Raw genomic sequence first — 13,863 nt, 5'->3', positions numbered from 1 at the left:
GACTACGAGAGAGCGGGCGCTGGGCCACCGCAATGAGCGGGATCAGTCGTGGTCGCCGATCTCCGCGAGCCGGGTGGCTTCGTCGGCCGTGATGCAGGAGTCGATCACGGCGTCAAGGGCGCCGTTCATGACCGTGTCCAGGTTGTAGGCCTTGTAGCCGGTGCGGTGATCCGCGATTCGGTTCTCCGGGAAGTTGTAGGTCCGGATGCGCTCCGACCGGTCCATGGTGCGGATCTGGCCCTTGCGCACGAGAGAGGCCGCCGCGTCGATCTCCTCCTGCTGCCGGGCAAGCACGCGGGCTCGCAGAACGCGCATGCCGGCTTCCTTGTTCTGCAGCTGGCTCTTCTCGTTCTGCATGGCCACGACGATGCCGGTCGGAAGGTGCGTGATGCGCACGGCGGAGTCCGTCGTGTTCACGGACTGGCCGCCGGGGCCGCTCGATCGGTACACGTCGATCTTGAGGTCGTTCGCGCTGATCTCGACCTCTTCAGGCTCGTCGACCTCGGGGAAGACGAGCACCCCGGCGGCGGACGTGTGGATGCGCCCCTGCGACTCGGTGGCCGGCACCCGCTGAACGCGGTGCACGCCGCCCTCGTACTTGAGGTGCGCCCAGACGCCCTCGGCAGGGTCACTCGCGTTGCCCTTGATGGCGAGTTGGATGTCCTTGATGCCGCCGAGGTCGCTCGTGGTCTGCTCGATGATCTCGGTTTTCCATCGCTTCGACTCCGCATAGTGCAGGTACATGCGCAGCAGGTCGGCGGCGAACAGTGCGGATTCCGCACCGCCCTCACCCATCTTGATCTCCATGATCACGTCGCGGGCATCGAGCGGGTCGCGGGGAATCAACAGGCGCCGCAGCTTTTCGGCTGCGATCTCCAACTGCTCCACCAGACCCGGGATCTCCGCGGCGAAGTCGGCGTCCTCGTCTGCGAGTTCACGCGCGGCGTCGAGGTTCTCGCCGATCTCTTTCCACTCGTTCCAGGCCGCGATGATGCGGCTCAGCTCGGCGTAACGACGGTTGACCTTCTTCGAGCGGGCCGGGTTCGCGTGCAGCTCGGGATCCGCCAGCTGAGACTGGAGCTCGTCATGCTCAGCCAGCAGAGTCAGGACAGACTCGAACATCAGTGATCCTTGTCTGACCCACCGAGGGTCGGCATCGACTTCTGGACCTGCATCAGGAATTCGACGTTGGACGTGGTCTCCTTGAGGCGACCGAGGATGACCTCCAGCGCCTGCTGCTGCTCGAGCCCGGCGAGGGCGCGGCGCAGCTTCCAGGTGATCTTGACTTCGTCGGCGCTCATCAGCATTTCTTCGCGACGGGTGCCGGATGCGTTGACATCCACCGCGGGGAAGATGCGCTTGTCGGCCAGGTGGCGCGACAGGCGGAGCTCCATGTTTCCCGTGCCCTTGAACTCCTCGAAGATGACCTCGTCCATTTTGGATCCAGTCTCCACCAGGGCGGAGGCGAGGATGGTGAGCGAGCCGCCGTTCTCGATGTTACGCGCGGCGCCGAAGAAACGCTTCGGCGGGTAGAGCGCTGAGGCGTCGACGCCGCCGGAGAGGATCCGGCCCGACGGCGGGGCCGTCAGGTTGTAGGCGCGGCCCAGGCGGGTGATCGAGTCAAGCAGCACGACAACGTCGTGGCCCAGCTCGACGAGACGCTTGGCGCGCTCGATGGCGAGCTCGGCGACCGTGGTGTGGTCTTCGGCGGGACGGTCGAAGGTGGAGGCGATGACCTCACCCTTCACCGTGCGCTGCATGTCGGTGACCTCTTCGGGACGCTCGTCGACCAGGACGACCATGAGGTGAACCTCGGGGTTGTTCGTGGCGATGGCGTTGGCGATCTGCTGCATGACGATGGTCTTACCGGCCTTGGGCGGTGCAACGATCAGGCCACGCTGGCCCTTGCCGATGGGGGCGACCAGGTCGATGATCCGCTGGGTCAGCTTGCCCGGCTCGGTCTCGAGGCGCAGACGCTCGGTCGGGTAGAGCGGGGTGAGCTTCTGGAACTCGACGCGGTTCGCGGCCTCGTCGACGGTCAGACCGTTGATGGAGTCGACCTTGACGATCGCGTTGTACTTCTGGCGGCCGCTCTGGTCGCCTTCGTGCGGCTGACGGATGGAACCGACGACGGCGTCACCCTTGCGCAGATTGTACTTCTTGACCTGGCCGAGCGACACGTAGACGTCGCTGGCACCAGGCAGGTAGCCGGAGGTGCGCACGAACGCGTAGTTGTCGAGAACGTCGAGGATGCCCGCGACGGGGATGAGCACGTCGTCGTCGTTCAGCTCCGGCTCGAAGTCGTCGCCGGTGGTGACGCCGCGACGCTTGCGGTCACGGAATCGGTTGCGGTTGCTGCGGCCGTTCAGGTCGTCTTCGAGTCCGGCGCGGTCGGGGCCGGCGTTCCGGTCCTGGCCCTGGTTGCGGTCCTGACGGTCCTGGCCATGGCTGCGGTCCTGGCGGTCCAGAACCTGATTACGGTCCTGGCCCTGATTACGGTCCTGACGGTCCTGGCCCTGGTTGCGGTCCTGGCCCTGGTTGCGGTCCTGGCCCTGGTTGCGGTCCTGGCCACGGTCCTGGCCCTGCTGGGCCTGACGGTCCTGGCCCTGGTTGCGGTCCTGGCCCTGGTTGTCCTGACCCTGGCCGCGGTTGCCGGTCTGACGCTGCTGCCGGGTGGAATCCTCACCACGCTCGGCGCCCTGGGCACGGTCGCCCCCACGGCTGCGGTTGCGGTTGCGGCCCTGACGGGGCTGTTCGGACGGTTCGGCCTGCTCGGCCTGCTCGGCCTGGTCGCCCTGCTCCGCCGACTCGGCCTGCTCGGTGACTGCCGTCTCGGCCGAAGCGTGCTGCTCGGTGCCGGACTCGGTGACCGTCTCGGTGGCGAGCTCGTGGGCGTCGTTGCGCGCGTCGATGCTGCTACGGGCGTCGATGCTGTTGCGGGCGCCACCGTTGCGGCCACTGCGTGAACTGCCGCGACGCGACCGGCCGGAACCAGCGGTCTCGGGTGCGGACTCGGGGGTCTGCTCGGCCGCGGGTGCGGACTCGGTGGTCTCCTCGGCCGCAGGTGCGGACTCGGTGGCGGCCGGGGCCACCTCGGTGACCGACGGGGTCGGGCCGGCGGGCGCCTCGACGGATGACTCGGTGGCCGTGTTCGGGGCGGCGACCGCCTCGGCCGCTGCCTTCACGGTGACCGACGTGGCGCGCTTGCGAGCCTGGCGAACCGGCTTCTCGGCCGGGGCAGCCTCGGTCGCGGGCGACTCCGACGAGGAGCCGGCGTAGGTGGTGGGGGCGGTGGTGCGGCGGAGGGTCGCGGCGTTATCCGCAACGATCATGCCGATGCCCAGTTCACCGTCAGCGTTGACGTGCGCCACGGCGGGAGCCGCAGTCGCGGTGGAGGCGCGGCGCGAGACGCGCTTGCGCGGCGCTGCAACGGCGGCATCGGAGGCGGTGCCGGTCACCCCTTCGGCCGCGTAGGGGGCCTCGTCGCCGGAAGCGGATGCCGGAGCATCCGTAGCCGTGGAATCGGCATCGACGCCCGAGGATGCGTTCTTGGCCTGCTGGGCGGAGATGGCTCCGACGAGCTCGCCCTTGCGGAGCTTGGATGCACCCGGGATACCCAGTTCGAGTGCCAGAGCCTGAAGCTCGGCGACGCGAAGGGTGGTGAGGTGCGAGGAATCCGCACCGGGGGTGAGGAGGTTGACGTCAGTCACGAAAATTGTCCTTTCCCCTGGCGTCATGCGTGCTGGCCAGGGAAGCTGTTGCAGCGTCTCACGCGCTGCGGGTGGTCCAATCCCAAAGTGATGTGGATTGAAGTGAACACACACAGCTACGCATAGATGATGCGATAGCAGTGAGTTACAGGGAATGCACCGGAGAAGGGAGCCGGTCGTTAGGCGGTTCCATCGGGTACTCCTTCACTGTAGCAGAACGCAAGAACGCCGAGGACCGACTGTTGCGGCGTGTCCTCGGCGTTCCGTTGCCGCTCGCGGCGAGTGCGTCCGCGGAGACCTGGGCGCTGAGTCGTCACCCACCGTTGGCCGAACGAATTCGACGGAGATTTCGCCCGGATCGGGGCCAACCAGCTCAAAAGAGCGCTTTCAGACGAGAATCTCCGTCGAATTGGTTAGCGGTCGGTGCGGGTGACGGTCGCGCCCAGCACGTCGACGGCCAGCATGAGCGCCTGCCAGGGCGTCTCGGACTCGGCTGCGACGAGTTCGGCCGCGACGAGGCGCTGTGCCGGGTCGCTGGCGAGAACGAGGATCGACGGACCGGCACCGGACACGACCGCGGCGAAGCCGTGCTCCCGGAGCAGAGTGATCAGCCGGTTCGTCTCCGGCATGGCGGCGGCACGGTAGCTCTGGTGCAGCTTGTCCTCGGTGGCCGCGAGCAGGAGTTCGGGGCTTTGGATCAAAGCCGCGATCAACAGGGCAGAGCGCGACACGTTGAAGACGGCGTCTTCGTGCGGAACGCTTTCGGGCTGCAAGCTGCGGGCCAGCGCTGTGGACATGGCGTGCTCGGGAACGAATACGAGTGGTTTGACGCCGCGGTGCACCATCAGCTTCTTGTGGTGGGGTCCTTCGGGCGTCATCCAGGCGATCGTGAGCCCGCCGAACAGGGCCGGTGCCACGTTGTCGGGATGCCCCTCCATCTCGGTCGCGAGGGCCAGGAGCGCCTCGGGATCGATGTCGACGATGCCCTCGAGTAAGCCCTTCGCGGCCATGATGCCGGAGACGATGGCGGCGCCGGACGAGCCCATGCCGCGGCCGTGCGGAATCTCATTGTGGGCAACGAGGTTCAGACCGGGCAGTACCTGGCCGTAGGCGGCGAAGGTGTGGATGATGGCGCGCACGACGAGGTTCGTCTCATCGGTGGGCACCACGCTTTCTCCGACGCCGTGCACCTCGACCGCGACGCCCGGCTCGTCGCGAACGGAGACCTCGAGGTGGTCGTGGTGCGCCAGGGCGAGACCCAGGGTGTCGAAGCCGGGGCCGAGGTTGGCCGTGGTGGCCGGTACCTGCACGGTGACGGACCGGCCCGAGAGCGCCGACTTGCCGGAGAGGGCCTCGGCGATGGTCACTTCTGCACCAGCCCGAGGACGCTGGCGATTTCGGCGGTGTCGACGGGCACGATGGTCGGTTTCACGTCGGAGCCGTCCGCGGTGCGGAGTGCCCACTGCGGGTCCTTCAGGCCGTGGCCGGTGACCGTGAGCACCACGGTGGATCCGGACGGGATGAGCCCGGCCTCGGCGCGTTCGAGCAGGCCCGCGACGCTGATCGCGGAGGCCGGCTCGACGAAGATGCCGACCTCGGCCGACAGGATGCGGTAGGCCTCGAGGATCTTGTCGTCGCTGATCGCGCCGAAGTAGCCGTCGGTCAGGGTGCGGGCGGCGAGGGCGAGGTCCCACGAGGCCGGGTTGCCGATGCGGATGGCGCTGGCGATGGTCTCCGGGTGGTCGACGCGGTGGCCGAGCACGATCGGCGCGCTGCCGGAAGCCTGGAACCCGAACATGCGCGGCAGCTTGCTGGTGGCGCCGCGCTCGAGCTCTTCGGTGTAGCCGCGCGTGTAGGCGGTGTAGTTGCCCGCGTTGCCGACGGGGACGATGTGGATGTCCGGAGCGTCTTCCAGCACCTCGACGACCTCGAAGGCGGCCGTCTTCTGGCCCTCGATCCGGTCCGGGTTGACGGAGTTGACCAGGTGCACGGGGTAGTTCGCGGAAAGGTCGCGGGCGATGTCGAGGCAGTCGTCGAAGTTGCCCTGCACCTGCAGCAGCTGCGCGTTGTGCGCGATGGCCTGGCTGAGCTTGCCCATGGCGATCTTGCCCTCGGGCACCAGCACGACGGCCTGGATGCCGGCGTGGGTCGCGTAAGCGGCGGCTGACGCGGAGGTGTTGCCGGTGGACGCGCAGATGACGGCCTTGGCACCGTCCTCGACGGCCTTGGAGATGGCCATCGTCATGCCGCGGTCCTTGAAGGAACCGGTCGGGTTCATACCCTCGTACTTGATCCACACCTTCGCCCCCGTGCGCGCGGAAAGCGCCGGAGCGGGAATCAGCGGCGTGCCACCTTCGCCGAGCGTGATGATCGGCGTTTCAAGCGTGATGTTGAGGCGGTCCGCGTACTCGCGCAGCACGCCGCGCCACTGCCGGGAAGCCGTCTTCACGGCTGGTTTCGGCAGAGTCTCTCGTTCGCTGGACATCAGGCTCCTTCAACTCTCAAAACGGATGCGACATTGGTGACAAATCTGTTCGCGGCGAGGTCTGTCACGGTGGCGGCCAGGGCCGCCTCCGTGGCCTCGTGCGTTCCGATCACTAGGGTAGCCGTGGCGGAGACGGCGGAGCGACTCGCGGTGCCCGGCTGGGCCGGCGTCATTGACTGTTCGACCAGGGCCAGGGACACGCCGTGGTCGCTGAACACGCTGGCGAGCGTGGCGAGCACGCCGGGCTCGTCGGTCACTTCGAGGGTGACGGCGTAGCGCGTGACGATCCGGCCGATGTCCAAGACGGGCAGGTCGGCGTGCTGGGACGCGGGAACGCCGGGGCCGCCGGCGATGTGGCGGCGGGCCAGGGACACGAGGTCGCCGAGCACGGCGGACGCCGTCTCCACCCCCCCGGCCCCGGCGCCGTAGAACATCAGACTGCCGGCCGATTCCGCTTCGACGAAGACCGCGTTGTTGGCGCCGTGCACGGAGGCGAGCGGGTGGCTGCGGTGCACCATGGCCGGGTAGACCCGGGCGGAGACGCCCTCCTGGCCGGTTTCGGCGTCGACGAGGCGTTCGCAGATGGCGAGCAGCTTCACGACGTAGCCGGCCTTGCGGGCCGATTCGATCTGCGCCGGAGTGATGGCGGTGATGCCCTCACGGTAGACGGATGCGAGCGGCACGGTCGTGTGGAAGGCGAGGCTGGCGAGAATGGCCGCCTTCTGTGCCGCGTCGTAGCCGCCGATGTCGGCGGTCGGGTCGGCCTCGGCGTAGCCCAGGTCGGTGGCGAGGGCGAGCGCCTCCTTGAGGGTGTCCCCCTCGGTGTCCATCCGGTCGAGGATGAAGTTGGTAGTGCCGTTCACGATGCCGAGGATGCGGTTGACCTGGTCACCGCCGAGGCTCTCGCCGAGCGGCCGAACGATCGGGATCGCACCGGCCACGGCGGCCTCGTACTTGAGCTGCGCGCCGACCTGGTCGGCGGCGGCGAAGAGTTCGGGCCCATGGGTGGCGAGCAGCGCCTTATTGGCGGTGACGACATCCGCCCCGGAATTGATCGCCATCAGGATGTGTGCGCGCGCGGGCTCGATGCCGCCCATCAACTCGATCACGACGTCGGCGCCGAGAATCAGGGTCTCGGCGTCGGTGGTGAACAGCTCGCGGGGCAGGTCGACGGTGCGCTCGGCGTCGAGGTCGCGCACCAGGATGCCGACGAGCTCGAGGCTCGCGCCGACCCGGTTGGCGAGTTCTTCACTGTTTTCGAGCAGCAGGCGGGCGACCTGGGCGCCGACGGAGCCGCCGCCGAGCAGGGCGACGCGCAGATTGCGGTATTCGATCATCGGGCGGGTTCCTTCGGTAGATCGGTGGTCGAGCCTGCGGTGGTCAAGCCGGTCGAGACCCCGGTGGTCGAGCCGGTCGAGACCGGGACCGGGACCGAGACGCCGGTGTCGCGGGCGAGCAGGTCGGCGATGGTCTCGCCGCGCACGAGCATCCGTGGGATGCCGTCGGCCACCGCGATCACGGCCGGCCGGCCGAGGAAGTTGTAGTTGTTCGACAGCGACCAGCAGTAGGCGCCGGTGGCCGCGATGGCCACCAGGTCGCCCGGGGCGACGTCGCCGGGCAGGTAATCGGCGTCGACCAGGATGTCGCCGCTCTCGCAGTGCTTGCCTGCGATGCGCACCAGCACCGGCTCGGCGGTCGACACCCGGCCGGCGAGCCGCACGGTGTAGTCGGCGCCGTAGAGGGCGGGGCGGGCGTTGTCGCTCATGCCGCCGTCGACGCTGACGTAGAGGCGCGGGTTGCCGGCCACGTCGACGGCTTTGGTGGTGCCGACCTCGTAGAGCGTGATTCCGGCCGGGCCGATGATGTAGCGTCCCGGCTCGAAGGCGACCACGGGAATCGGGATGCCTCGCGCGCCGCATTCCGCGGCGACGATGTCGGCCAGACTGGCCGCGAGTTCGCCGATCGGGGTGGGGTTGTCGGCGGACGTGTAGGCGATGCCGAAGCCGCCGCCGAGGTTCAGCTCGGGAACGGGACCGTCGGCGAGCAGGGCGGCGTGCACGGCGAGGAGGCGCGACGCGGATTCGGCGAAGCCGTCGGTGCCGAAGATCTGCGAGCCGATGTGGCAGTGCAGACCGCGGAAGCTGAGGCTCGGCTCGTCCCGGATGCGGCCGACCAGGGTCGCGGCGTCGTCGAGGGTCACGCCGAACTTCTGGTCTTCGTGCGCCGTGGCGAGGAATGCGTGGGTGTGCGCGTGCACGCCGCTGTTCACGCGCAGTCGCACGCCCTGCACGATGCCGTGCCGGGCGGCGGCCGCGGCGACCCGGCCGATCTCGACGGGGCTGTCGATCACGATGGTGCCGACGCCGACGCGGCAGGCCTCGTCGATCTCGGCCAGGGACTTGTTGTTGCCGTGATAGCCGAGCCGGTTCGGCGGGCTGCCGGCCGCCAGCGCGACAGCGAGTTCGCCGCCGCTGCAGATGTCGATGTTGAGACCCTCTGCCAGCATCCAGCGGGCGATCTCGGTGGACAGGAACGCCTTGCCCGCGTAGTAGATGTGAACGCTCGTACCGATGCGGGCGAATTCGGCCTCGAAGGCGGCGCGGAGCGAGGATGCGCGGGCGCGCGCATCCGTCTCGTCGACCAGGTAGAGAGGAGTGCCGAATTCGGCGGCCAGCGCGGACGCGGTGCAGCCGCCGATGGTGAGCTCCCCCTGAGTGCTGCGGTCGATGGTGGCTGGCCAGAGACCGTCGGCGAGCACGTTGGCGTCGTCGGGCAGGCGGAGCCAGTCGGGGGCGAGCGGGTTGGTGGCCACGGGTGAAAACCTCACGGGAAATGTCGAGTGGGTGTCTCACTAAAGTGGCGAGCGAACCCGGATTGGTCCCTGAAGCCAGTGAAAAGGATGCCTTCGGTTGCGTACCGGGGACGTGCCCTGAGTGTAGCGAACGCCGCTGTGAGCGCCGAATCGCGTTACGCCCCGCTGCGCGGCGGGCTGCGCGGCCGGTGCGGCCTGCGGATCAGTCCAGCTCGGCGGTTTCGGCCACGTCGACGATCCAGGCCTCCGGGTCGATCATGACAGTCGAGCCGCTGCTGCTCCAGATGCGCCGCATCTTGAGCAGCATCTTCTCCGCCTCCCGGATCGTGCCCAGTTCCAGGTCGATCATGACGAAGTTCGGATCCGTCACCGAGCGGAGGATCGTGTAGCGGATCACCCCGGATCCGCGGCGATCGGCCGGGTCCAGGTCGAAGGCGCGTTTCCACCGGTCATAGTCGGGCACGGGATGTTGAATGCGCAGAATCATGGTGCCTCCTCAACCAGGCGAATGCGCGACGGGCGCACTCCCTCAGCGTACGACCCCGCGGGCGTCGTGTCAGGCCCCGGTTTGGTCACAGTCCGCAGTGTTCACGAGCGAGTCGCGATCAGGTCGGTCGCGGCCGGCCCCGTTCACGGCTCAACCGTTGCTGCAGCTGCCGAGGGTCGTCAGCGACTCCCGGCCGAGCGTCAACGCGCTCGATTGCAGCGTGAGCCGCGCGCGCTCTGGCGTCACGTTCACCCCGGCCAGGTTGACCCCCTCGGGGAGGTACTGGGCCACGCAGATGCGGAGCGGTTCCTCACCCAGCACGAGCGAGAGAAAGTTGCCGGCGTCGATGCTGCCGCCGCCGGAGGTAACGCTGGCGCCGCTCGGCGTGAGCAACAGCGCGTCGGCGTCGACGCTCGGCGTCGCCGAGGCGCGGTAGCCGATCGGGAAACCGAGCACCTCGAGGTCGCCGCTGTAGCTGATCTCGCCCTGCCCGAGTGCCACGCTGGCGTCGGGGGCGTCGTTCGGCAGCGCCTGGGCCAGCAGCGTGTTGAGGGCGTCGGGCTCGAGGTCGATGATGCCGCGCAGGTCGCCGACGGGCTCCGACTGGTCGAGTGGGACATCCGTCGCCACCACGTGCACGGATGCCGGCACGCCGTCCACGGTCAGGGCGCCGGATTCCAGGGCCACCCGGTCGAAGCTGCCACCAAGGTACTGGGCGATGACCGACAATCCGCCGATGGAGACGGCCACGTCTCCGGTCACGGTGTCGGGAAGGTTCGCGGCGATCTCCTGCTCGATCTGGTCCTCGGCGTAGCCGCGCAGCCCACCGTCGATGAAGAAGAACACTGCGACCAGGCCGAGCACGACCAGGCCTGTGACGACGAATGCGCCGAGGCCGCGGCGCCGGGATTTTCGAGCGGACGCGTCCACCCCTACATGCGTTCCGGTGCGGAGACGCCGAGCAGGCCGAGGCCATTGCGGATGACCTGACCGGTCGCGTCGTTGAGCCAGAGACGGGTGCGGTGCAGATCGGTGATCGGTTCATCGCCGAGCGGGATCACCCGGCAGTTGTCGTACCAGCGGTGGTAATAGCCGGCGACCTCTTCGATGTAGCGGGCGATGCGGTGGGGCTCGCGCAGTTCGGCGGCCTGTGCGACGACTCGCGGGTATTCCTGCAGCACGCCGAGCAGAGCCGACTCGCTGTCGTGGGTGAGCAGTTCCGGGGCGAACGCGGTGCGTTCCACGCCGGCGGCGGCAGCGTTGCGGGCGACCGAGCAGGTGCGGGCGTGGGCGTACTGCACGTAGAAGACCGGGTTTTCGTTGGTGCGCTTGCCGAGCAGGTCGAGGTCGATGTCGAGCTGGGTGTCGCTGCTCGAGCGCACCAGGGAGTAGCGACCGGCGTCCACGCCGACGGCGTCGACGAGGTCGTCGAGGGTGACGATCGTGCCGGCGCGCTTGCTCATTCGGACGGGTTCGCCGCCCTTGAGCAGGTTGACCATCTGACCGATCAGGATCTGCAGGTTGACGCCGGGCACGTCGCCGAACGCCTCGACCATGGCCATCATGCGGCCGACATAGCCGTGGTGGTCGGCGCCGAGCATGATCAGGTTCTGGTCGAAGCCCCGCTCGCGCTTGTCGAGGTAATAGCCGAGGTCGCCGGAGATGTAGGCCGGTTCACCGTTGGAACGGATGATGACGCGGTCGCGATCATCGCCGAACGTGGTCGTGCGTAGCCAGATGGCCCCGTCTTCCTCGAAGATGTGGCCCTGTTCGCGCAGCCGTTCGATGGCCCGGTTGACAGCGCCGGACTCGTGCAGGGAGTCTTCGTGGAAGTAGACGTCGAAGTCCACCCCGAAGCCGTGCAGCTTCTCCTTGATCTCCGTGAACATCAAGTCGACGCCGACGCTGCGGAACACTTCCTGCTGCTCCACGCGGGACAGGACGGCGATGTCGCCCGCGTGGCTGGCCACGACCTGGTCGGCGATGTCGCCGATGTAGGCGCCGCCGTAGCCGTCTTCAGGGGTGGGCTCGCCCAGGTAACCGGCGAGCACGCTGCGGGCGAAGCGGTCGATCTGCGAGCCGTGGTCATTGAAGTAGTACTCACGGGTGACGTCAGCGCCCTCCGCCTGCAGCACCCGGGCGAGGCTGTCGCCCACGGCCGCCCAGCGCACGCCGCCCATGTGGATGGGGCCGGTGGGGTTGGCGGAGACGAACTCGAGGTTGATCTTGAGGCCGTCGTAGAGGTGCCCGGTGCCATAGAAAGGGCCCGCGTCGACGATGGTCCGGGCGAGCGCGCCCGCTGCGGCGGCCTCGAGACGGATGTTGATGAAGCCGGGTCCGGCGACGTCGACGGAGGCCACGTCGGGAAGCTGTTCCAGCCCGGCAGCCAGTTCGGCGGCCACCTCGCGCGGGGTGGAGCCGAGCGGCTTGGCGATCTTCATCGCGATGCTGGAGGCCCAGTCACCGTGGTCACGGTTTCTCGGACGCTCAAGCGTGACATCCGCCACGGTCAGATTGAGGTCGGCCACCGGGGTTCCGGCCTCGCGTCGACGCTCGCTCAACTGGAGGATGAGGTCGAACAGGGATTGGGAAAGCTCAGCGGGAGTCACGAAAAGCAAGCTTACCGGCCCGGTCAACGACACCCCTCTTGGTAAGGTCAAGCGTGACTCACACCCTCTCGCCCAGACTTCCGCGCGGACGGCTCCTGCGCTCCACTCTTCTCCTCGCCACCGGCACGGTCGCCGTCGTGGCTCTGGCCGGTTGTTCATCGGGTTCCAACCCGGGGAGCAGCCCGTCGGCAACGTCGACTTCCGCAGCTTCCTCGGCCGCCACGGCGACACCCGCGGCGACTGAAACACCCACCCCTACGCCCACCGTCGCGCCGGCCGGCACGCCGGTCTCCCTGTCGTGCGATCAGGTGCTCACCCTCGACGACATCTACTCGTTCAATCCGAACTACGGATCCGCCCCCGATTTCGATCCGACCATCGCAACGGGCAAGACGGCGGCGGAATTCAAGGGGCTGAACTGCGGACTGCTGAATCAGTCCAGCGGAGAAATCATCGAGGTCTCGGTGACCCAGCCGAATGACGTGCTGCGGTCACAGCTGACGAACGAGGCCGTCAGTTCCAGCCAGATCGTTCCGACCTATGGCACCCCACCCGCCGTTGAAGGCTACTTCTCGGCTTCCGGCGGCACCGGAGTGGCACAGGTCTTCACCTCCACCTACTGGATCACGGTCGGCTCGTCGGCATTTTTCGAGCCGGGCGACGCCGAAGCGCTCGTGGCCGCGGCGGTCTCGAACCTGGAGTAACACGCCCGGGCGGACGCCTCGCCAGAACCGGCCGGAACCCGCCCGAGCCCGCCCGCACCCGCCGATTTGGGCACTTCCGGTCGAGTTCGGGTGGTGTGCCGGGCGAGCTCGACCGCGTCCGTCGAAGTCGATGCGGAACATCGGCTGCCCGGATGCTGGTAACCTAGTGTTTTCCCTGGCCCCCATAGCTCAGGGGATAGAGCACTGCCCTCCGGAGGCAGGGGCGGCAGTTCGAATCTGCCTGGGGGCACCTTGAGCTTGACCACGAGCGCGTGATGCCGCAGAGAAACAACTCCTCGGCCCGGCCCGAAGAGGGCCCCTCCGAAGCCGCCCACCCCGGTGCTCGAGCCCGTCGAGACCCGGTGCACCGCCACCCGAAGGCTCCCATCCCAGTGCGCCGCCCTCCGAAGGCTCCCACCCCGGGGGTCGATCCTGCCGGGACCCGGTGCACCGCCCTCCGAAGGTTCCCGTCCCGGTGGTCGATCCTGCCGAGACCAGAGGCCGAACTCCCGCCTCAGGTCCGCTTGCTGGGCAGTGCGATCAGCGTCTGTTCCGGGGCGACCTCGCCCGGTGGCCGGAGCCAGTACTGGGTGCCGGTTCGGATGATCANGAAGAGGCGTTCGTCGCGGCCGACGTTGATGATCTGGCCGTTGCCGTCGAACGTGATGCCGCGGGAGCCGGTGTCGCAGAGGAGCCGGTCGATGCTCTCCTGCGAGATCGGGACCGGGCTGCCCTCGATCTGCCCATGCGTAGCCGGTTCGCCCGGCCCGTGGTCGCTGACCTGACCAGCATCCCCTGACTGACCCGCCTGACCTGCTCGACCCGGCTGACCCGGCTGACCTGCTCGACCCGGCTGACCCGGCTGACCTGCTCGACCCGGCTGACCTGCTCGACCCGGCTGACCTGCCGGACCTGCCGGAACTGCCTGACCTGCCTGACCCGCCTGACCCGGCTGATCCGGCTGGTCCGGCTGACGGTTCGTGAGCGCTTTCTGGGTCATGATGACCCGGACCGCGGGACGGCGCCCGCCGAACATCCGGCCCGGGTCGGCCTCGC

Annotated in this window: 10 protein-coding genes and 1 tRNA gene; 2 read left to right on the top strand and 9 right to left on the bottom strand. The window is 68.3% G+C overall.

The genetic code is table 11. From position 1 onward, the window contains the following. Positions 1–42: 42 nt before the first annotated feature. The 9 genes from prfA to argS all read right to left on the bottom strand — a co-directional run bounded on the left by prfA (position 43) and on the right by argS (position 12,103). Entirely contained in the window at positions 43–1,122 is a 1,080-nt protein-coding gene (prfA, locus tag E3T28_RS14340; RefSeq protein WP_134432551.1) for a peptide chain release factor 1, read from the bottom strand. Continuing rightward, on the bottom strand, positions 1,122–3,710 hold the full coding sequence (rho, locus tag E3T28_RS14335; RefSeq protein ID WP_241979365.1) for a transcription termination factor Rho: 2,589 nt from the start codon (positions 3,708–3,710) through the stop codon (positions 1,122–1,124). The genes prfA and rho overlap by 1 nt, the downstream gene beginning before the upstream one ends. A 413-nt stretch (positions 3,711–4,123) precedes the next feature. Further along, positions 4,124–5,077, bottom strand: a complete 954-nt coding sequence (thrB, locus tag E3T28_RS14330) for a homoserine kinase (RefSeq protein WP_420898275.1) — start codon at positions 5,075–5,077, stop codon at positions 4,124–4,126. Continuing rightward, positions 5,074–6,195 (bottom strand): threonine synthase, encoded by a 1,122-nt coding sequence (gene thrC, locus E3T28_RS14325; RefSeq protein ID WP_134432547.1) that lies wholly within the window; start codon positions 6,193–6,195, stop codon positions 5,074–5,076. The genes thrB and thrC overlap by 4 nt, the downstream gene beginning before the upstream one ends. Next, on the bottom strand, positions 6,195–7,532 hold the full coding sequence (locus tag E3T28_RS14320; protein WP_134432545.1) for a homoserine dehydrogenase: 1,338 nt from the start codon (positions 7,530–7,532) through the stop codon (positions 6,195–6,197). Before E3T28_RS14320 ends, thrC begins: the two co-directional genes overlap by 1 nt. Continuing rightward, positions 7,529–9,007, bottom strand: coding sequence for a diaminopimelate decarboxylase (gene lysA, locus E3T28_RS14315; protein ID WP_134432543.1), 1,479 nt, complete (start codon positions 9,005–9,007; stop codon positions 7,529–7,531). Before lysA ends, E3T28_RS14320 begins: the two co-directional genes overlap by 4 nt. A 202-nt stretch (positions 9,008–9,209) precedes the next feature. Next, complete coding sequence (locus E3T28_RS14310; protein ID WP_134432541.1) at positions 9,210–9,494, bottom strand: hypothetical protein; 285 nt, start codon at positions 9,492–9,494, stop codon at positions 9,210–9,212. A gap of 150 nt (positions 9,495–9,644) precedes the next feature. Further along, complete coding sequence (locus E3T28_RS14305) at positions 9,645–10,424, bottom strand: LmeA family phospholipid-binding protein (protein WP_166787048.1); 780 nt, start codon at positions 10,422–10,424, stop codon at positions 9,645–9,647. Positions 10,425–10,426: 2 nt separating this feature from the next. After that, positions 10,427–12,103 carry an arginine--tRNA ligase gene (argS, locus tag E3T28_RS14300; RefSeq protein WP_134432537.1) on the bottom strand — a complete coding sequence of 559 codons (1,677 nt, stop codon included), beginning with the start codon at positions 12,101–12,103 and terminating at the stop codon, positions 10,427–10,429. Between the two features lie 53 nt (positions 12,104–12,156). Between argS and E3T28_RS14295 the strand changes: the two genes are divergently transcribed. Beyond that, positions 12,157–12,807, top strand: coding sequence for an iron ABC transporter ATP-binding protein (locus E3T28_RS14295; RefSeq protein ID WP_134432535.1), 651 nt, complete (start codon positions 12,157–12,159; stop codon positions 12,805–12,807). A gap of 178 nt (positions 12,808–12,985) precedes the next feature. Further along, positions 12,986–13,057 (top strand) — tRNA-Arg (locus tag E3T28_RS14290). The last annotated feature ends 806 nt before the right edge of the window (positions 13,058–13,863 follow it).

The sequence above is a fragment of the Cryobacterium sinapicolor genome, assembly GCF_004403465.1.
In the GTDB taxonomy this organism is placed as follows: Bacteria; Actinomycetota; Actinomycetes; order Actinomycetales; family Microbacteriaceae; genus Cryobacterium; species Cryobacterium sinapicolor.
This window is presented reverse-complemented; position numbering and strand designations above follow the sequence as displayed.